At 57.3% G+C, this 20,171-nt stretch carries 19 protein-coding genes and 1 pseudogene; 5 read left to right on the forward strand and 15 right to left on the reverse strand.

Going from position 1 to position 20,171, the window contains the following annotated elements; genetic code table 11:
• Positions 1-28: 28 nt before the first annotated feature.
• Positions 29-1,447 carry a transglycosylase SLT domain-containing protein gene (locus ACI7MX_RS12740; protein WP_314482216.1) on the reverse strand — a complete coding sequence of 473 codons (1,419 nt, stop codon included), beginning with the start codon at positions 1,445-1,447 and terminating at the stop codon, positions 29-31.
• 236 nt (positions 1,448-1,683) lie between these two features.
• Between ACI7MX_RS12740 and ACI7MX_RS12745 the strand changes: the two genes are divergently transcribed.
• The 3 genes and pseudogenes from ACI7MX_RS12745 to ACI7MX_RS12755 all read left to right on the forward strand — a co-directional run bounded on the left by ACI7MX_RS12745 (position 1,684) and on the right by ACI7MX_RS12755 (position 3,023).
• Complete coding sequence (locus ACI7MX_RS12745; protein WP_314482213.1) at positions 1,684-2,505, forward strand: TatD family hydrolase; 822 nt, start codon at positions 1,684-1,686, stop codon at positions 2,503-2,505.
• A 10-nt stretch (positions 2,506-2,515) separates the two neighbouring features.
• Positions 2,516-2,638 (forward strand): annotated as a pseudogene (locus ACI7MX_RS12750) (hypothetical protein); the annotation flags it as partial.
• A gap of 118 nt (positions 2,639-2,756) precedes the next feature.
• On the forward strand, positions 2,757-3,023 hold the full coding sequence (locus ACI7MX_RS12755; RefSeq protein ID WP_314482210.1) for a terminase: 267 nt from the start codon (positions 2,757-2,759) through the stop codon (positions 3,021-3,023).
• On the opposite strand, the gene ACI7MX_RS12760 is transcribed toward ACI7MX_RS12755, so the two are convergent.
• The 3 genes from ACI7MX_RS12760 to ACI7MX_RS12770 form a co-directional block, all read right to left on the reverse strand.
• Positions 3,024-3,821, reverse strand: coding sequence for a thioesterase family protein (locus ACI7MX_RS12760; RefSeq protein WP_314482207.1), 798 nt, complete (start codon positions 3,819-3,821; stop codon positions 3,024-3,026).
• A gap of 96 nt (positions 3,822-3,917) precedes the next feature.
• Positions 3,918-4,682 carry a CHAD domain-containing protein gene (locus ACI7MX_RS12765; protein WP_314482202.1) on the reverse strand — a complete coding sequence of 255 codons (765 nt, stop codon included), beginning with the start codon at positions 4,680-4,682 and terminating at the stop codon, positions 3,918-3,920.
• A 26-nt stretch (positions 4,683-4,708) separates the two neighbouring features.
• The gene (locus tag ACI7MX_RS12770) at positions 4,709-4,990 is read right to left on the reverse strand and encodes a hypothetical protein (RefSeq protein WP_122784466.1); all 282 of its coding nucleotides are present in this window, start codon (positions 4,988-4,990) and stop codon (positions 4,709-4,711) included.
• 161 nt (positions 4,991-5,151) lie between these two features.
• Here ACI7MX_RS12770 and ACI7MX_RS12775 point away from each other — a divergent pair, with 161 nt between their 5' ends.
• Complete coding sequence (locus tag ACI7MX_RS12775; protein ID WP_405587839.1) at positions 5,152-6,189, forward strand: patatin-like phospholipase family protein; 1,038 nt, start codon at positions 5,152-5,154, stop codon at positions 6,187-6,189.
• Here the strand turns inward: ACI7MX_RS12775 and ACI7MX_RS12780 are convergent.
• From ACI7MX_RS12780 to ACI7MX_RS12825, 10 genes are all read right to left on the reverse strand, one after another.
• Entirely contained in the window at positions 6,186-6,875 is a 690-nt protein-coding gene (locus tag ACI7MX_RS12780) for a response regulator (protein ID WP_314482192.1), read from the reverse strand. The two genes, ACI7MX_RS12775 and ACI7MX_RS12780, sit on opposite strands and share 4 nt — an antisense overlap.
• Positions 6,876-6,911: 36 nt before the next feature.
• Positions 6,912-9,578 carry a DUF4118 domain-containing protein gene (locus ACI7MX_RS12785; protein WP_405587843.1) on the reverse strand — a complete coding sequence of 889 codons (2,667 nt, stop codon included), beginning with the start codon at positions 9,576-9,578 and terminating at the stop codon, positions 6,912-6,914.
• A 62-nt stretch (positions 9,579-9,640) separates the two neighbouring features.
• Positions 9,641-10,198: a potassium-transporting ATPase subunit KdpC gene (kdpC, locus tag ACI7MX_RS12790; protein WP_405587846.1), complete on the reverse strand. Its 558-nt coding sequence runs from the start codon at positions 10,196-10,198 to the stop codon at positions 9,641-9,643.
• Positions 10,199-10,215: 17 nt separating this feature from the next.
• Positions 10,216-12,261, reverse strand: a complete 2,046-nt coding sequence (gene kdpB, locus ACI7MX_RS12795) for a potassium-transporting ATPase subunit KdpB (RefSeq protein WP_405587966.1) — start codon at positions 12,259-12,261, stop codon at positions 10,216-10,218.
• Positions 12,262-12,298: 37 nt separating this feature from the next.
• Entirely contained in the window at positions 12,299-13,993 is a 1,695-nt protein-coding gene (kdpA, locus tag ACI7MX_RS12800) for a potassium-transporting ATPase subunit KdpA (protein WP_405587849.1), read from the reverse strand.
• 8 nt (positions 13,994-14,001) lie between these two features.
• Positions 14,002-14,091, reverse strand: a complete 90-nt coding sequence (gene kdpF, locus ACI7MX_RS12805) for a K(+)-transporting ATPase subunit F (RefSeq protein WP_146383808.1) — start codon at positions 14,089-14,091, stop codon at positions 14,002-14,004.
• A 156-nt stretch (positions 14,092-14,247) separates the two neighbouring features.
• On the reverse strand, positions 14,248-15,294 hold the full coding sequence (locus tag ACI7MX_RS12810; protein WP_405587854.1) for an RHS repeat-associated core domain-containing protein: 1,047 nt from the start codon (positions 15,292-15,294) through the stop codon (positions 14,248-14,250).
• A 161-nt stretch (positions 15,295-15,455) separates the two neighbouring features.
• Positions 15,456-16,460 carry an RHS repeat-associated core domain-containing protein gene (locus tag ACI7MX_RS12815; RefSeq protein ID WP_405587857.1) on the reverse strand — a complete coding sequence of 335 codons (1,005 nt, stop codon included), beginning with the start codon at positions 16,458-16,460 and terminating at the stop codon, positions 15,456-15,458.
• A gap of 106 nt (positions 16,461-16,566) precedes the next feature.
• Positions 16,567-17,799, reverse strand: coding sequence for a hypothetical protein (locus ACI7MX_RS12820; RefSeq protein ID WP_405587859.1), 1,233 nt, complete (start codon positions 17,797-17,799; stop codon positions 16,567-16,569).
• Between the two features lie 29 nt (positions 17,800-17,828).
• The gene (locus ACI7MX_RS12825) at positions 17,829-18,278 is read right to left on the reverse strand and encodes a YcgN family cysteine cluster protein (protein ID WP_314482169.1); all 450 of its coding nucleotides are present in this window, start codon (positions 18,276-18,278) and stop codon (positions 17,829-17,831) included.
• A 153-nt stretch (positions 18,279-18,431) separates the two neighbouring features.
• On the opposite strand from ACI7MX_RS12825, the gene ACI7MX_RS12830 reads away from it, so the two are divergent.
• Positions 18,432-19,025, forward strand: coding sequence for a nitroreductase family protein (locus ACI7MX_RS12830; RefSeq protein WP_314482165.1), 594 nt, complete (start codon positions 18,432-18,434; stop codon positions 19,023-19,025).
• 147 nt (positions 19,026-19,172) lie between these two features.
• Here the strand turns inward: ACI7MX_RS12830 and ACI7MX_RS12835 are convergent, their stop codons facing one another.
• A complete protein-coding gene (locus ACI7MX_RS12835; RefSeq protein ID WP_314482161.1) occupies positions 19,173-20,105 on the reverse strand; it encodes a D-2-hydroxyacid dehydrogenase in 933 nt (310 codons plus the stop codon).
• Positions 20,106-20,171: the final 66 nt, after the last annotated feature.

Genomic DNA, 20,171 nt, shown 5'->3' on the forward strand with positions numbered 1-20,171 from the left:
AACACCGCATAACAATCGAGTTATTAGATCATTTACGAGATGCTACAGCTGACTTCACAGGCTCCAACGAGCCACGAACCCGATCAAAAGCCAAAAAGTATTTATTCACACTATTAACGTAGCTGACGGGCCCCATCCCAACCTGCTCCATGGCAATGCGCTCCACCTGAAAGAACCATTGATCCGGATTCAACCCGCGTCGCCGGGCTTCGGCCCGCATTGCCTGCACACGTTCCGGGCCCATGTTATAGGCCGCCAGCACAAAGGCCATGCGCTCTCTCTCGTTGAGCTTGGGACTGGAAAAAAACTTGCGCCGAATCATCGCCAGGTACTTGGCACCGGCTTGAACATTGTTATCAACGTTCTGAATGTTATTGACGCCCACTCGCCGGGCCGCCGACGGGGTAATTTGCAACAATCCCGTTGCCCCGCCGCCACCTTTCGCATTGGGGTTCAGGGTTGATTCCTTGAAAGCCAGCGCGGCCAGATTGAGCCAGTCCATCCCCTGTTGACCGGCATGTTTTTGCAGCACCGGGCGCAACTGTTCAAGCTTCTGTCGGTCGGCGCGGGCCAGCGGGTTGTGCACGCGGTATAAGCGCCGATATACCCGCTCAAACGCCACGTCCTGATTGGAGGGGGGTTTATAGCCGACGATAAAGCGATCAATACTCGCCCGTAACATTGAGGCATCACGGCGCACATACCAGCGCATGGCTCTGGGCTCACTGATCAGTACCTTGCGGTCGAAATGCAGCTTGGGCATCAGCGTGGCCCAACGCTCCGCTATTGGCTTTTCAACGATGGTCAGATGAAAAATGCCGGCTTGAACCATCTCCAGCACATCTTCCACGGCCAGCGTCGGGTCGACCCATTCGATCTTCACGGGGGGTAATTTGCGCAAAGCCAGCTTTTGATTGACCCCGTTCACCGCTGCACCCGCCGCGCTGCCGGTGGTCAGGGTCACAGTACGCCCTGAAAGCTGCTCCAGACGAGTGAAACGACGCTGCCCTTTGCCACCCACCAGCAGCAAGGGCACGTCATCGACTATAGGAGCGCTGGCACTGATGGCACGGCCGGGCTTGAGGTTGAACAGTTCGCCGGGGGCCACCACATCACCCTCGCCACGCGACAGGGCGCCGAGTAATTGGTCTTTGGCTTTAGGAATGATCTTGAGGGTGACTTTCTGGCCATCACGGGCATGGCCATTGAGGTAGCGTTCGAAAGCCCGCAAACGATGGTATTCAACGCCAATGTCCTGGCCCTGCACCTCACCCGAACTGTTGCGGCTTTGATTGACCAGCACCCGCAATACTTTACTGCTGCGAATTTGCGCCAGATCACGGGCCTGGCTCGGTTTGCCGACCTGTGAAGGTCCGGCCAGGCGCGCCGTTGCCGATACCGGCAAGATCATCAGGCACAGAGCAATCAATAGTGTGGGTCTAATCATCCGCTCTCCGGAGTGAATGGCCTTCAGCACTGGATCGATTTACCCGACCACCGGTTACCCTTTTGGGATTAAAAAAGCGCTGAAAACAGTGAGCAAACGTACAGCGGCAGTCTCTGCAAACCTGGCGTTACGTTGATGCGGCATTCAAAGACAACCATAACTGTCTGTAGTTCTTGGTTTTTCTTATCAATCTACAGCTCTGATATGCTTCCCGGCCTCTGGCCTGAGGTAGCACCATGCAACTCATCGATATCGGCGTCAACCTGACCAACCCCAGCTTCGACGGCAAACACCAAGCCGTTTTAGAGCGCGCATACGCGGCTGGCATCTCTCAACTGGTGCTCACGGGCACCAGTGTTGAGGGCAGTGAACAGGCACTGAACCTGTGTCGGGAGCTGGATGACAGCGCGCAGCGCCTGTTTGCGACGGCGGGTATTCATCCACATTCGGCCAGTGACTGGAATGGCGACAGCGCCCAACGGTTACTGGCACTGCTCAAAGAGCCGAACGTACGCGCCGTCGGTGAATGCGGCCTGGACTTCAATCGCGATTTCTCTCCGCGAGTGCAGCAGGAAAAGGTGCTCGAAGAGCATTTGGCGATGGCCGTTGACTTGCAATTACCGGTGTTTTTGCATGAGCGCGACGCAAACCAGCGCCTGCTTGAAATCCTGCGTAACTACCGCGACCACTTGCCAGCGGCAGTGGTGCACTGCTTTACCGGCGAAAAACGTGCGCTGTTCAGTTACCTGGATATGGATTTGCACATCGGCATCACCGGCTGGATTTGTGACGAACGACGTGGCACCCACTTGCACCCACTGGTGCGAGACATACCCCGTGGCCGTTTGATGCTGGAAAGCGATGCACCGTACTTGCTGCCACGTACTTTGCGACCCAAGCCTAAAAATGGCCGCAATGAACCGGCTTATTTGACCGAAGTGCTGCGCGAAGTGGCCCTGCACCGCGAAGAAAGCCAACAAGACCTGGCTGCTCACACCACCGCCTGCGCACGGGCGTTTTTTGGATTGCCCGCGATTATCGACTCACCTGACGCGTAGCAACTGCGCAAGACAAAGCCAAGTGGCCGAAGAGCTGAACCAGGCGCTTGTCATCAAGCGCGACGTCACCCGCAACCAACTGGCAACCCTGGCAGGGAATTTGAACCGCGCCATTGGCCAGTTAAGGCGATAGGCAACTGCCTATAAGGCCAATAGCCATTGTTGATTCGCTGTTCATAGCGCTCAGCCCTATGCTTTGTTTATCCGGTTCAGCCAAGACTGAACCTTTAAACAACACAAGGAGAGCAATCATGGGCAAACAACATCCTGACCAACCTGCCTGGCAATGGCGCTCCGCTCCAGTAAATGCACAGAGTGCTTCACTGCAAGCGCTTGACCTGATCGCCATCCCGATGATGGTTGTGGCTTTTTTGCTGCTGGCTTCAGGCGTATTCAGCAACAATGCAACCAGTGCCGTGATTGGACTGGTTGCGCTGTTTGCAGGCATGGCTATCCAGTATCAAGGGCGCCAACTTCAAGAACAGGCCAAAGATAGTCAGCGCAGCAAAACGTTCTGATTAACCGAAGACGGCTACGGTCTGGCGGCTGATCGCAATCAGCTCACCCTCTGGCGACCATAGATTGGCTGCCACATGGCCGTAGCCATCACGGGCGTGCTCGATAACCGCCAGGTACTTGCACCAGTCCAGTGTGCTGACGTTCGTGAGCGGCTGCACGAACTCAATGGTCCAGGTCAATGTACTGCCCGCCGTCGGTTTATTGAGCAGTGCCAATAATGCGGGTGGCCAGGCATCAACCAGCGCCAACAAATGGGTTTCGGTCAAAGGCTCATCTTGCACATCCCCGCAAAGGCGCACCCAACCACCCATTTCACGCGTGCCACGACCGCTGAACGGCAGTGCACCCACTGCCCACGCCATCGACACATGGCGCATGAACTCAGGCGTGATGCCCTTGATATAGGGTAATAACGAACAGTCTGCGCGTGCTTTCATTTCAGGCCCGGGCACACTGTCGACGCTCACCATCGACTCACGTGCAGCCCCAAAGCTGCCTTGAACCAGCGTCACAACCTGGCCATTTTGCATCGCACGACCCAGAACCTGACTGACGGCCTTGCCTTCGCGCAGTATCTCGACCTCAAAACTGATCGACACACCCGGTTCCGCTGGCCCGACAAAACTCACCGACAATGAACGCAATGATCGTTCTGCCGGGACGTGTGCGCGCATGGCTTCGTATTGCAGAGCCACCATCAGCCCGCCAAATGTTGCGCGTCCCTGCCCCCAATCTGCCGGAATAGTCACTGCCGTCGGGTCGTTACGCACTGCAGCGACCAATGCTGAAAACTCCATGTGCACCTCACAAGTGGATAAAACACCGGGCAATACTACGCAGGGCTTATCCCGTGCACAGGCCTTGAATGCGCCAAACTCCGGGCTATCAGCCGATTATTGAAAGCAGGCCGCACTGAGCTTGACCAGTGCCCGATCTGCGCGTTTCTCGCCACGCACCAACGCCGCGCGCCATTGCTCCACACAAGGCTGCAAATCGGGCTGTTGCTCGGCTTGAACCAGCCATTGCCAGGCGTCATGCCATTCACCCAACGCCTGTTGCGCCGCTTTCAAACGGCTCAGCACCCGTGCGGACAATTCGTTGAGTTGGGGATAGGCTTCAGCACCGTAGCGCACGCGCTTGATCAACAAGCGCACGCGATGACGATCATGCCCGGGATCATTCAGTGCTTTTTCAAGCGTCTTCCATTGCTTCTCAAGCACGTTTTCGATGCGTTGGCGCAACCCCCGCACTATGCCTTCGCGTTCAGCTGCCCGGATAAAGCGTGGAAACACGTCCACAATCATCAACAGCTGAGACAGCTGGACGCTCTCGGCGACCGTGGGGTAAACCTCCGTCATTTGTTCACGCCGACGTGCCGCCAGTAGAGGCAGGTCGTGCGCTTGCAAATAGGCCGCCAGCACTTCCAGGTCTCGCCAGGGTGTTGTGTAACTGCCGACTTGGGACGCGGCCATTTCCAGTTGCACCACCCCCGGCAAGCCGCGCAACGGTCGCAGCAAACTGCGTAATCGACGAACAGTGGTGCGTAGATCGTGTAACGCTTCTGGGTCTGTCTCGGCCAGCAGGCGCGCCTGACAGGCCAATAACTTGACCTCCAGGCGCACTACATTTTCTATTACCCGGTCCATCAACTCAGCCATCTGTCCCTTCCTCTTACACTGCCGGTTTAACGCCCTGCACGGGACTCTTTAATGTAAAAACGCGCTTTTTCTGATTTGATGGTGCAACCTTCAAACGCTTCAAATTGCTGCTGCGTTTTAGCTGCGGTCAATAAGGAAAGCGCTTTGGAATAGCTGACAGTGCCGGCGAAACCTTCAGCCTTGGCCAGATCAAGCTCATGCCAAGCAGCGTCCAGCTGCGTGGCACAGCTGTCCCGATAAGCAGATTTATTGCCAGCACAACCTGCCAGAGCCAACGCAATAAACGGCACACACATCCAGGCTTTCATGGGGTTTTCCTCAAAAATAAACAATCAGTGCAAGCTAAGACGAAAAATCGACCTAAAAGTGCCCTGCGCACTGATCCGTATACTAGCCCACCGAAACAGTTTGAGCTGTCGCTACACTTCACTCACAGGCAACGCTTTCCTGCCAGTCGAAGGATCGAGTCATGAAAAAACGTATTGCATTGGTATTAGGCTCCGGCGGTGCACGAGGTTACGCCCACATCGGTGTCATTGAAGAGCTGGAGCGGCGCGGTTACGACATCGCCTGCATCGCGGGCTGCTCGATGGGCGCGGTCGTCGGCGGCATTTACGCCGCCGGCAAGCTTGACGAATACCGCAACTGGATTCAAAACCTGGATTACCTCGACATATTACGGCTGGTCGATGTGAGCTTTCGGCTGGGTGCCATCCGCGGGGAGAAAGTCTTCGGGCATATCCGTAACATCGTGGGCCCGATGAATATCGAAGACCTGCGGATTCCTTACACGGCCATTGCTACCGACCTGACACACCAACAGGAAGTCTGGTTTCAACAAGGCTGCCTGCATCAGGCCATGCGCGCTTCGGCAGCCATTCCGAGCCTGTTCACCCCTGTGGTGCAAGGTAACCGCATGCTGGTCGATGGCGGCCTGCTCAATCCCCTGCCCATCGTGGCGGTCGTTTCCAGCCATTGCGACCTGATCGTCGCGGTCAATCTGAATTCGACGATTCAAAGCAGTTACCAACTGCCGGTCATTGCGCGCCCTGCGAGCTTTAAAGGGCGTTTTGACAATTTGATCAGCTCGCTGGGTTCACGCATGCCGTTTCGCACCAAGCACGTTGAGGAATTACTCAACCTGGAACGTGAAATGCTCAATCCCATCATTGAGCCGCTGGCGCAAACGCCACGTGACCCTTGGCTCGAGTCTTCATACCCAAAACCTAAACCGGCTGACCCGACGACACCCCACTCGGCAGACGGGTCGGTGGTGATTGATACAGTGGGCCCCGCCTCTTTGGTGGATTTGATCAACCAAAGCTTCGAAGTGATGCAAACCTCGTTGGCGCAGTACAAAATCGCCGGTTACCCGCCGGACATTCTGATCAATGTGCCCAAGAAGGTTTGCCGCTTTTTCGAGTTTTATAAGGCACCCGAATTGATCGAGCTTGGCCGCCAGATTGCCAAGGACACGCTGGACCGTTACGAAAGTCAGGAGCATTAAGCCTCAAGCAGTCGATAACCGACCCCGGCTTCTGTGGCAATAAAGCGCGGCCGGGTAGGGTCGTCTGCGAGCTTTTGCCGTAAGTGACCGACCACAATGCGCAGGTAATGGCTGTTTTCGGTATGACTGGGCCCCCAAATATCCTTGAGCAATTGCTGTTGGGTAATGACCCGCCCCGGGTGCCGCGCCAGTTGCGCCAACACGGCGTATTCCTTGCGCGTGAGGGCGACCTCGACACCGTTGAGCTGCACCCGGCGAAAAGCAAAATCGATGGTCAGCGGGCCGAGCGAAAGGGCTGCATCGAGGGTTTCTCCTGCCGGTGCGTGACGTAACAACGCACGAATCCGCGCCAGAAACTCCTGAATTCCGAACGGCTTGGTGACGTAATCATTGGCCCCGCCGTCCAGCGCTTCAACCTTCTGCGCTTCGCTGGCACGTACTGAAAGCACCAGGACTGGCACACTCGACCACTCACGAAACTCACGCAGCACCTGCTGGCCATCCATGTCGGGCAAGCCCAGATCCAGCACCATTAAATCCGGCTGTTTTAACGCAGCCTGACTCAAGCCTTCTGTGCCCGAGGCGGCTTCGTGGACGATGTAGCCTTGGGAAACCAGGCTGATGCGCAGAAATTTACGAATCTGCGGCTCATCGTCGATGACCAAAATAGTCGCGTTCTGGTTCATGGCTGCTCAGTGTGAAAAAACAATGACCAAAGAGTATCAGGCTTCATGTTCCAGCTCTTCTGTCCCTGGCTCGGGCTGCTCGGGCAAGGGCAAAAACAAAGTGATGCAGGTGCCCAGTCCCTCTATCCCCTCAGCGACCGTAATGCGTCCGCCGTGCGCACCGACCATGCCCTGACAGATCGCCAACCCCAGTCCGGTACCCTGGCCACCGCGATCACCTCGGGCGGCGGTGTAGAACATGTCGAAAATCTGTGCCCGTTCAACCTCAGGGATTCCCGGGCCCTGATCACTGACGGCAAACCACAGCTCACGTTCATCCGCCCCTGCCTGCAATATCAACCGACCCTGTGGCGGTGAAAAGCGCGCTGCATTTTCCAGCACATTGATCAACGCTTGCTCGATCAATGCCGCGTGGATATGCAACAACGGCAGTTGCCCTGGCACGTCGACCTGCACGTGCAAGGGAGCCAACACGGCACGCAGGCGGCTCAAGGCGCTGGCGACTATATCCGCCGGGGCAACCCAGTCGCGCGCCAGCTTGAGCGCCCCATGGCCCAGACGAGTCATGTCCAACAGGTTCTGGATATAGCGATCAAGACGTTCCGCTTCGTCGCGGGTGCCTTCAAGCAATTCACGCCGGTCCTGCAAAGGGATTGCTTCACCCAACGCTAATAACGTATCGATACTGCCGCGCATGGTGGTCAAAGGGGTGCGCAAGTCATGGGATACGGACGCCAGCAGGGCGCTGCGCAATTGTTCGGTCTCACCGTGCAAGCGTGCCGCTTCGAGGTCTTGCGCCAACCGCGCCCGCGCCAATGCTTGCGCCAGCGGTTGGCTGAGGGCCATCAACAAACGCCGGCGTTGCCCATTCAGCGGCTGACCGGTGTGACTACGCACACCCAGTAACGCCAGCGGGCCATCCTCCACCGTCAAGGGCCACCACCACCAATGGCTGATCGGCAACGTGTCCGTTCCCTGTCCGGCAGGCTGGTCATGGCTCCAGGCCCAGTCGGCGGCAGCGCGCTCGGGTTCAGTGAACGGCACCGGGCCGCCGGTTTCTATCAGCCAACCTTGCGCGCCATCGCGGTTAAGCAGGCACATGTCAACGTCCTTCCACTCGCTGAAATGCTGGGCCGCTGCGCTGATAACCGCTTTACGGTCCGTGGCAGCCGTGAGTTTGCGTGACAGGTCGAGCAGTTGCGTGGTCTCTTCGTGAGTTTCGCGCAGCGCCTGTAGCTGTCGACGCTGACGAGCAGCAAGATTGCCGGTGAGGGCCGCCATCAACAAGAAAAACAGCAATGTCAGCACGTCTTCTTCGCGCTGAATGCTGAACGAGAAATTAGGCGGGATAAACAAGAAGTCATAGGCCAGAAATGACAGCGCTGCGCAGACCAGCGCAGGCCCCAGGCTGCTGCGTACCGCCACCAGTAACACAGCCGCGAGAAACACCAACGAGATATTGGGCAGCGCCAATACGCTGGACACGCCCCAGGCCAGCGCGCTGGCCAATCCTGTGGCGAATACAGCCAAGGTGTAATCAAACCAACCCGCCGAATGACTGGCACGGCGGGCGACTGGGGCGCTCGATTGCTCATGGTCGAGCACGTTGATTTCCAACCCATGGGCGTCGCGCAACAATCGCGCCGCCAGCCCTCCTCCCAGCAGGCGACGGTGCCAGCGCAAACGCGACTGGCCAACCAACAACAAACTGGCGCGCCGTTCACGGGCGTGCTGAATCAAGGTTTTGGCCACTTCGTCGGCGCGTAGCAACACCACTTCGCCGCCCAGACGCTCAGCCAATAGCTGAGCACTTTGCAGGCGCAACCGCGAGTGTTCGTCGCGGGGGCGACCGCTATCAACGTGCACCAGACTCCAAGGCAGGTGCCGACGTTCAGCAACACGACTGGCGTGGCGTACCAGGCGCTCGGCCTGCTCGTCACCGTCAATGCCGACCACTAACCGGCCACGCAACGCCGGCGCACTCTGACCGAGCTGGCGATAGCCTTTGTCCAGCTCATCGTCGACGTACACGGCGGCTGTCTGCATGGCCAGTTCGCGCAGGGCATTGAGATTGGTCTGGGAAAAAAAGGCATCAATAGCGGCCCGCGCCTGCTCCGGCACATACACCTTGCCTTCGCGCAAACGTTCAAGCAGCTCACGCGGTGGCAGGTCGATCAACAGCAACTCGTAAGCTTCTTGAACAATCCAGTCCGGTACGGTTTCGCGCACCTGTACGCCGGTGATGCCCCGCACCTGATCGTTCAGGCTTTCTAGGTGCTGAACATTGACCGTGGTGTAGACGTCGATACCCGCCGCCAACAACTCCTGAACATCTTGCCAGCGCTTGGCGTGCCGACTGCCCGGGGCATTGCTGTGGGCCAGTTCGTCCACCAGCACTAACTGCACATTGGCGCTGAGCAAACCATCGAGGTCCATCTCTTCGAGCTGAACCCCTCGGTATTCCGAGCGCAACAAAGGCTGCTGAAGCAAGCCGTTGAGCAGCGCCTCGGTTTCGGCCCGACCGTGGGTTTCGACTACCCCTGCGAGCAGCTTTACCCCTTGGCGCAACTGCGTGTGCGCGGCTTGCAGCATGGCGTAGGTTTTACCCACTCCGGGGGCCGCGCCCAGAAACACCTTGAGTCGGCCACGGCCCGCGCGGGGTAAATCGGCTAACAGTGCATCGGCGCGCGAGGCGTTCGACATGAGATTTAACCCGTTATTAGAAAAGCGTTACGCCGCTGATACCCTGCGAGATGTGCGTTGCCCTATTCACCCGCATTCATCAGTGCCAGCGCCCGATTAAGCAGCAATACGTTGACCACTGGCGGGCCTATCAGCGGCTGTTCGATATGTTGTTTCACCAGTTGTTCGACGGTCTGTTCTGGCAAACCGCGTGATGCCGCAACGCGTGCCAGTTGATAGCGAATTGCCGCGGGTGGCAAGTGCGGGTCTAGCCCGCTGCCCGAGGTGGTCAACAGCGCCAATGGCACCGGCCCCTGATCCGCAACCGTCTGCTGCGCGGCACTGGCCTTGATCCGCAGAGCCAGCGCCGGATTGCTTGGCGCCAAGTTACTGGCCGCACTCGCGACGGTGGCAAAGGCTCCCGCAGAGGGCCGAGGATGAAACCAGGTATCGCCACTGAAATCTTGCGCAATCAGGGCCGAACCTTGCACTTGGCCATCGCGGCCATGGATCAGGCTGCCATTGGCCTGCTCGGGGAAAGCCAACTGGGCAATTCCAGTCACAGCCAGCGGGTAAATCACCCCGGTAATGGCGGTCATCAACAGCATCAGGCTCAGGGCCGGGCGTAATAATGAGGTCATGATTTTTTCTCCAAAACCTAAACCAGATGCAGCGCAGTGAGCAGCATGTCGATCAGTTTGATGCCAATGAAAGGCACCACTAATCCGCCCACGCCATAGATCAGCAGGTTGCGTCGCAGCAGTTGCGCCGCATTGGCCGCCTGCACACGCACGCCCCGCAGTGCCAACGGGATCAGCACGACAATGATCAGCGCGTTAAACACAATGGCCGACAGGATCGCGCTCTGCGGACTGTGCAGGTGCATCACGTTAAGCACCCCCAGTTGCGGGTAGATCGAGGCGAACAGGGCCGGCAAAATCGCGAAATATTTGGCCACGTCATTGGCGATGGAGAACGTGGTCAGCGCGCCGCGTGTCACCAACAGCTCCTTACCGATTTGCACCACGTCCAGCAGTTTGGTCGGGTCGCTGTCGAGGTCGACCATGTTGGCGGCTTCGCGTGCCGCCTGCGTGCCATCGTTCATCGCCATGCCCACGTCCGCCTGAGCCAGGGCCGGTGCGTCGTTGGCGCCATCGCCACACATGGCCACCAGCCGCCCGTCATTTTGCTCGTGGCGGATACGCGCCAGCTTTTTCTCTGGAGTAGCCTCTGCCAATACGTCATCCACCCCCGCCTCGGCCGCAATGGCTGCTGCAGTCAGCGGGTTGTCGCCCGTTACCATCACCGTGCGAATGCCCAACGCGCGCAGTTCGGCAAAGCGCTCGCGTATTCCTGGCTTGACGACGTCCTTGAGGTGGATCGCCCCCAGCAACTTGCCTTGGGCACACACCAGCAAAGGCGTGCCGCCGCTTTGAGCGATTTTGTCTATTTCGCGCGACAGGGCGGGCAGTACTTCGTGGCGGGCCAGGCCAACGAATGCCAACACCGAGTCCACCGCTCCCTTGCGGTAGATCCGACCCTGACAGTCGATACCCGACAAGCGTGTTTCAGCGGTGAAAGGCACCGCACTGAAATCCGCAGTGCCAGGCTCCGGCAAGGTGTGCAGGCCGCGAACAAACTCGACGATAGACTTGCCTTCGGCAGTTTCGTCCGCCAACGACGCCAGTAAAGCCCCTTCTGCCAACTCTTTGGCAGTCACGCCGGGAGAGGCATACAGCGCCGTACAACGGCGGTTACCGAAGGTGATGGTGCCGGTTTTATCGAGCATCAGCACATGCACATCGCCTGCTGCCTCGACCGCACGGCCGGACTTGGCAATCACATTCAGTCGTACCAATCGGTCCATGCCCGCAATGCCGATGGCCGACAGCAAACCGCCAATGGTGGTCGGAATCAGTGTCACCAGCAGTGCCACTAGAAACACCAGCGGCAAGCTGCCACCGGCAAAGTAGGCAAAGGGCTGCAAGGTCACGACAACGATCAAAAAGATCAGGGTCAGACCGATCAGCAGAATATCCAGCGCCACTTCGTTCGGGGTTTTCTGCCGTTTGGCGCCTTCGACCAGTGCAATCATGCGATCCAGAGTCGACTCGCCCGGGTTGGCACTGATCCGCACCAGCAACCAGTCCGACACCAGCCGGGTGTTGCCGGTGACCGCCGAGCGGTCGCCCCCCGACTCTCGAATCACCGGCGCAGACTCACCCGTGATCGCAGCTTCGTTGACGGCCGCAATGCCTTCTATCACTTCACCATCGCCGGGGATCATTTCGCCCGCTTCGACGCGCACCACATCGCCTTTGCGCAGGCGCGTGGCGGGGACCACTTCAAAACTGCCCCCACTGGTCCTGCGCCTTGCGCTCAAGCCAACGCTGCCGGCTTTGAGACTATCAGCGCGGGCCTTGCCTCGGCCTTCCGCCAAGGCTTCGGCGAAGTTGGCGAACAGCACGGTAAACCACAGCCAAACGGCGATTTGCACCGCCACCGCGGTGGGCACTGCCGGGTCGGGCAACAGGCACAGGATCGTGGTGAAAATGGCGGTCAATTCCACCACCAACATTACCGGCGACCGCTTGAGCTGGCGCGGGTCGAGTTTGACGAACGCTTGCCCTAAAGCCGGTCGCCACAGGTCGGCAAACGCCGTCTTTGCTGACTGATGAGGATGGGTTTCAGGGACGGATAACATCTTTGAATCAGGCGCAGGCATATTCATCATCGTGTCCTTAGAAACCCGGAGTCAGTTGTTCAGCGATGGGGCCAAGGGCCAGAGTCGGCAAGAACGTCAGGCCGCCCACCAACAAAATGGTCATCGTTAACAGCGCCACAAACAGCGGGCCATGGGTCGGAAAACTGTTCTGGTCAATAGGGGCTGTTTTCTTCAGCGCCAGACTGCCTGCCAACGCCAGCACGGGGAGGATGTAGCCGAAGCGTCCGATCAACATGCCCAAACCCAGCATCAGGTTGTAAAAGGGCGTATTGGCATTGAGCCCGGCAAAGGCTGAACCGTTGTTGGCACTGGCCGAGGTAAAGGCGTAGAGAATCTGACTAAAGCCATGGGGGCCGGGGTTACTGACCGAAGCCACAGCGCTGGGCAAAACAGCCGCCACGGCGCCCAAGACCAATACACCCACCGGCATCACCAGCAACGTGATCACCAGCCACTGGACTTCCTTGGCCTGAAGCTTTTTGCCAAGGTATTGCGGGGTTCGGCCAATCATCAAACCGGCCAGAAAGACGGCGATAAGCACGTTCAGCAACATCCCGTAAAGCCCCGCACCCACCCCGCCGAAGATCACCTCGCCAACCATCATGTTGACCAGTGCAACCATCCCGCTCAGGGGGGTAAGGCTGTCGTGCATGCCGTTCACCGAACCATTGGAAGCCGCGGTGGTGGTTTCAGCCCATAACACCGTCCCGGTGGTGCCAAAGCGTACTTCCTTACCCTCCAGCGGTGCGCTTTGCTCCACCAGCGGGCTATTGAGTGCGGGGTTGGGTTGATATTCGGCATATAACGCGGTACCGCCACCGATCAGAAACAGCGCCAACATACAGGCGATAATGGCCCGGCTCTGACGCAGATCCTTGACGTAATGGCCGAAGGTAAACACCAGCGCAACCGGAATCAAAATGATTGACGCCAACTCGAACAGGTTGCTCCACGCGGTCGGGTTTTCAAACGGGTGGGCCGAGTTGACGCCAAAGAAACCGCCGCCATTGGTACCCAATTGCTTGATGGCAATTTGACTGGCCGCCGGCCCCAGCGGGATCACTTGATCGGCGCCCTGCATCGTCACGGCATTGACGTAATGGCTGAAGGTTTGCGGTACGCCCTGCCACACCAGAAACAGTGCCAGCAACAGACACAGCGGCAGCAGGCCATACAACGTAGCGCGAGTCATGTCAGCCCAGAAGTTGCCTAACGTGCTAGCCGAGCGACGGCTGATACCACGACACAGAGCGACCAGTACCGCCAGACCTGTGGCGGCACTCACAAAATTCTGCACAGTCAGGCCGGCCATCTGGCTGAGGTAGCTCAGCGAGGCTTCGCCGCTGTAACTTTGCCAGTTCGTGTTGGTGACAAAACTCACCGCCGTGTTGAAGGCCTGAGTCCATTCCTGCCCTGGCAATTGCTGAGGGTTGAGCGGCAGGTATTGCTGAAACACCAGCACCGAGAACAACAGCAAAAAACCCGCGAGATTGAACATCAGCAATGCCAGGGCATACTGACGCCAGCTTTGCTCACGGCTTGGGTCAACGCCCGCTACGCGATAACAGAGTTTCTCGACAGGCCCCACGACCGGCGTGAGCCATGTCCGTTGACCTTCCATAACCTTGTAGTAAAAACGGCCCAACGAGGGTGCGGGCAACAGCACCAGCGCAAAGAAGGCCAGCACCAACGCATAGTCATAACTGTGCATACCCGCTCCTAGTTCCGATCTGCGCGCAACAGCGCAACCAGCAGATAAACGAACAGCCCGAGGGCCAGCAGCAGTGACACTCCATCCAGTACACCCATGACAACTCTCCCCAGAACGGCATGCGCCGCGTGTAGGAAGATTGTGAGGAGTCAGGGTGTAAAGGATCGAGATCGAGGGGAATGCCGGGGCATAAAGAAAGTGTAAAAATGCTGACGCCCTTTGAGAAGGCTGCGCACCTTCAGTCAAGGCAGGTTTCATATATAGGAATCATCACTGTCATAGCTGGTATCACTGTGAACATCTTCACCATAGGTGGCCTTTTTATGCGCAACCTTTTCTTTGCGGATAGCTTTGATCAGGCGCTGTATGTGTTTGTCATTATTATCTCTGAGACCTTTCTTATATTGATTCAAAAGGTAACTTCGACCCGGCTCGGTATCACTGACTGCCATACCTGTGGCATCGCTCATCAAACGTGGATGGCGTAATACCTGAGAGGGTAAATGGCCATTCGAATTGCCCAGAGAGATGTTTCTCAGCCCGACAATATAGTCTGGCGTCGAGGCGGCTGAGGCAGCTAAAGGCTTCAAATAAGCGAGCGGCTGGACATTGTTCAGCACACGTTGATGCATCCACTTGGACGTTGATGCCAACGAAGTCATATCAGCCCCATTCAAATGGGCGATGATTTTATGAAAGGGCACATCAGGCAAGTTGGATATCTTTAACTTCAAGGGCGCTTTAAATCGTGTGACGGCTTTAAGCACTGTCGCCATTATGCGAAGCGACATATGACCATCCCGATCCTGTCTGTTGACCGGATCGCCCAAGCAATAGGAATAGGCATTGACACCGCCTTCGGCAAAAGGACTCAAGCTGTCCGGGCTGTTAAAGCGCATCAACACGGGGTTGTAGGCTCTGTACCCATTGCCTAAAAGATAATGCCCGGTAACCGGATCGGGCCGCTCACCATTAAACTTCAACAGGCTGCTAAAACCGTGCAGAGCAGAGCAATATCCATAGGGTGTAAAACGTTGATGAGAACGCCCGGTACTCGGGACACCTGAAACAGTGCGTTGCCTGTCAGTGATATACAACTGAGCCTGAGCGTCATCCTGCTGAGCCAGCAAGAGATCCTCGTGCTGAAAAAGTCGAGTGCTCTGATACCCTTGCAAACACGTGGTTAAATGTTTTTTTCGGTAAAACAGATGGCAATCCGATAAGGCAGTTTGTTGTGACCCGACCCAGCGATCAAACGGGTCGTATCGGTATTTGCATTTCAGTGCGGGTTTATCAGACATAAGAGGAACCTCCACTATTGGTCTCTCCAGTTTGGTACGGTTACAACAACACTACAGCTCATAGAACAAACGGGAGAGTGCAGATCGCCCTCAATGCACCTGACGTTAGTGTAAAAGCGGCGTATCACAGGCATACGCCCGAAGCTGAACCAGCAGGGCCATCAAAGTCCGCGTATGGCATTACCTGTCTTTAGCGCTTTGGCATCGTGGGCGCCCCCCATGACCCCGCCTATTGAATTGAAGGTGACACCGACGACCCTTTCAGGGCCAAAAGTGTTGGTCATCCAATGATGGGCCGCTTTGAAGTGGGCAGTCGAATTGTGAATTTCGCCTCGCTCGACTGACTTCACCAGAGAGCCGTAGTGCGCTCCCGCAGCTTTATCAAGAGGGATGCCATGAGTGGCCAGATTGTGATTCACCGTATTCAAGGCGCGCGAAAATGTCTGAGTTAAAGGCTTTTCTGAAGTTGCACTGTGAATTAGCTGACGTCCTGCCGAAGTGAAATCCGGAAGACTTTTACTCCCGACAAGCGCTTGAGACGCCAGAGTCACGGTCTCTTTCGCTTTGATGATTGCCTTTGGCACTTGGGCTGGATTGGCAGCAGTAAATAAGGCCAACACAGAAGCTAGCTGCACAGGCAAGCGAACATGCCCGCTGGGGTCTTGCCAATTGAGTGGGTCACCTGAGCAATAGGCGTAAGCATTAACCCCTCCCTTGTCGAACGGACTCAACGTGTCCGGGCTGCAAAAGCGCATCAAGACAGGGTGATAGACACGTGAGCCATTGCCCAACACGTAGCATCCGGTTAACTCATCTCGCCACTCGCCGTTAAAGCCCAGCAGAGTGCTCCCGACGCTTGAATCATGAAGATAACCGTACGGGGTATAACCTTGGGGGATGTATAAGTGGGTGCTCCAATCACTCATGACTGAGCCTTGCACGTCAGTGGCCAGTAACAACGTCGTGCGATCTGAGCACTGCTGGGCCAATAACAGGTGTTCGCTGCGCATAACAGTGGTTTGACCACGGTCATGCATTTCAGTGGTGATGCGATCGAGCTGATAAAAGCGCCGGGTAGACCCTCGACTTACCGAGGTAGAGCCGACCCAGCGATCCAGTGGATCAAATCGGTATTCATACAGCGCTGTATTTTTTGAGGCAGGCATAGAGGAAGCTCCGGGATAGAGCCTTCAGTCTGACCAAAGCTATGCCGCCATCCTAGTTGACAGAGTTGACGGGAGGCTTCGTCTGTTGCCGCCCGCTCTCACAGGATTAATGCAAAAGAGGCGTATCCAGTACTTCAGAATCTGCACCCAACACACTTTCGCTCAACTGCACAAAGGCCTCTGTGTTGACCTTGTCCATGCGCATCAGCGCTTGGCTGACGTCATCGAGCGAGCGTTTGTTGTGGGTTTGCAAACGAATTTCGCGGTCCAGGGCCTGCATTAATGTGACCGCCCGCGCCACCATTGCCGGGCTAACCTGCTGGCCGCGAAGTCGGGTCACACCCTTCCCGGCTGTATTGAGCCTGTGTTGCAACGCCTGATAACGCTCATCGCTCATGCCACCGGCACGGCGCATCAGCACTATGGCGTAATACTCGCTCAACCCTTCGCCAATCCATCCATGCCCCGGCTCATCGTTGATGGCGCTGAACACCTGAACCACTTCACGCAATAATGGGCTGCTGCCGCTCTCACTGACCAATGGCAGGCCGCTGTACAGATAGATTGAGTTGCGTGCCGCCGAACTGCCTTTCCACATCGGGCTCGCGGCCCCCACAATCAACAACTTGGCGGGATTGCGCGGGAACACGGCTTGAACGTGGGGCCAGACGAACGTCAATAAGGTCAACACATCCATGCGGTGCATGCCTTGACCTTTCGGGGCGGCGACAGTGACGTCGGTTTCACCCAACGTGGTGCGACGACTGCCCAGCGTGCCAGCCAGCATCCAGCCCGTGGGTCGATCGAATAATCGCGACACGTCATCAATGCGAAAGCGGTTTTTGCCGATGCGTGGCCACGCAGTTTCGACACTCTTCCAGCCGTCTGGCAACTCAAACTCCAGACGCGACACCAACTCAGTGCCGTCTTGCTGATCCAGCGCAGCCGGCGGTACCAGTTGTTCGCCCCGAAACAACGCCCACTGGGGCGTCATCAGCGTATCGAAGCTGCCGTTTTTACGTAACTGATTCAAGCGCACACGGTAAGAGAGGCTGGCTTTGCCCGGCGTCGGATGCCAGACGCCTCGGCTGTGGCCAGCGTCTGGACTCAGTTGCCATTGGCCGTCCGCCTTGAAGTCGCTGTAGCTGCCCGTTGCGCCCAAATCGAAATCCAGACTGCGCACCGCAGCGCCATCCGCCAGCGTCAAACGCACCAGTGCCTGATTGCTTTGCGGCAACAGGCGCACGTGGTAGTCCAGATCTACTTTTTGGGCGGCCCACAGCAGACTGCTGACCATCACCAGTGCCAAGCCCAGAGGTAATTGGTAACGCAGCGGCATACACACTCCTTCGGCTACCGCTTCGGCACTTAACCGGCGCGGAAAATCAGATGATCTTCCCAGTCGTCTTCCGCCACGCTGCCTTCGGCGAGCATGCGCCCTGATTGGGAAATACGCTCGTGATGCACAGCATCAGGGTCGCCGCACACCAAGTGATGCCACAACGGTAGATCTTTGCGCTCGCTGACCAATCGGTAACCACAGGTCGGCGGTAGCCACTTGAACGATTCGGCCTTGCCCGGCGACAACTGAATGCAATCGGGGACCGTGTCCCGACGCTTGGGGTAATCGGTGCACTGGCAGGTTTTCAGGTCGAGCAGTTTGCAGGCAATGCGCGTGTAGTAGACGCTGTTGTCTTCCTCGTCTTCGAGTTTTTGCAAGCAGCACAGGCCGCAGCCGTCGCACAGCGACTCCCATTCCTCTTGATCGAGTTGATCGAGGGTCTTGCGGATCCAGAACGGTTCAACTTTTGCGGCCATGGCTCAAACATCAACATCAGGGAGTGGAAAGGCCGCCAGTCTAGTGCCCATGGCTTCGCGGGCCAAGTGCTAGTGACTGACGGTGTAACAGGACTTGTCACAATGGGGGCCTAACAGTAGCTTTGTACCCTCACTTACACTCGGGAAACTCGAATGCCAGCGTCCAACCGCATTGCCGAACACCAGATTGATGAGCAATTTACTCAACGCTGGTCGCCTCGTGCCTTTACCGACGAATCCCTTGATAAAGCCACCCTGCTGAGCTTTTTCGAGGCCGCCCGCTGGGCACCTTCTGCCTACAACGCCCAGCCTTGGCGATTTTTGTATGCGTTGCGTGGCACACCCGAGTTCGAGCGTTACCTGAGCTTGCTGGTGGAGTTCAATCAGGGGTGGGCCAAACACGCTGCCGCGCTGGTGGTCATTGTTTCGAAAACCACCTTTGCAGCACCGGGTACGACCGAAGAGAAACCGGCGCCGACCCATGCCTTTGACACAGGCGCCGCCTGGGGTCATCTGGCGCTGCAAGCGCACCTCAGCGGCTGGCACACCCACGGCATGAGTGGCCTGGATTACGAGCGTGCCCGCCGGGAGCTGAAAATCCCTGAAGGTTATGCGGTTCAGGCCATGGTTGCCATTGGCAAACGAGGTGACAAGGCAACCCTGGTGGATTACCTGCAAGCCAAAGAAGTGCCAAGCCAGCGCGTACCGCTGAGCACATTGGTCGCTGAGGGTGATTTCAGCGTGTAAGACCCGTAGCAGATGCCGCAGGCAGCGTTCGATTGCACAACGATCGCAACGACTGAGCCTGCGGTTCACCGTGTGAACCGTTGTTTGTGAATTTACGACGGCTACGCCGCCGATCGCAGCCTCCGGCAGCTCCTACAAGTTTTAATCTCAATAACCGCGCTCAAAATCCACTTCGCCGTAGGTGGTTTCACCGGCTTGAAACGCCCGCAAATTGTCGACAAACAATTGCACCATCATCTGCGGTGATGTCGGCGCCGAGCTGTGCCCGGTCAACAGCAAACCCCAAGCGGTCCAAAAGGGGTGCTTGGCCGGTAACGGTTCCTGACGGCACACATCAATGATTGCACCGGCCAGATGGCCTTGACGTAATGCTTCAACCAGATCGGCGTCCACCACCGCTACACCCCGTCCAACGTTCATAAACACGCCGTTGGGGTTGAACAACGCAAAGAGTTCGGCATCGTACAAGTCATGGGTGTCAGGCGTGTTGGGCAACAGATTGATGACGTAGTCCATCTGCCCGACCAGTCGCGGCAACTCACTTAGGGTCGTCACCTCTTTGAACGGCGCCTGTTCACGAGTGCTGCTGGCGACGGCATACAACTCAACCCCGAACGGAAGCAGGAACTGCGCCACGGTCTGACCGATGTCTCCGGCACCGACAATCAGCACTTTGCGTCCGACCAGACTTTGCCCCGTTCGGCTGTCCCACTTGCGCTCGACTTGACTGACCAGCCGCGCCATCACTTCGCGTTCGTGACCCAACATGTAGGTCAACACGTACTCGGCCATGACCTGCCCGAAAATACCCACCGCCCGACTCAGGCGATAGTCACGCCCCAGTCCGGGTGCCAGCAAGGGCGTGATCCCGGCCCAAGTCGATTGCAGCCATTGTGGCGTATGCCCTTGGCGCAACAGGGTCGCCAATAAATCGGGTTGCCCCAGCCACACCGGGCAATCAGCGGCCATTTGAGCCAGCTGTGCAGAATCGCCACTGGTCTGTATGTCCAGCTGCGGTGCAGCGTGTTGGAGGAGCTTGGCGTAAAGCGGGTAATCGTGTTCGGCAATCAGGACGCGCATGCTTCTAACCTTCTTAAAACACTGTCAGCGCCCTTCGCCCAGGTTTGCCCCGTCGCGCTCGGCCAC

The organism is Pseudomonas sp. 2024-210 (genome assembly GCF_045062345.1).
GTDB lineage: Bacteria > Pseudomonadota > Gammaproteobacteria > Pseudomonadales > Pseudomonadaceae > Aquipseudomonas.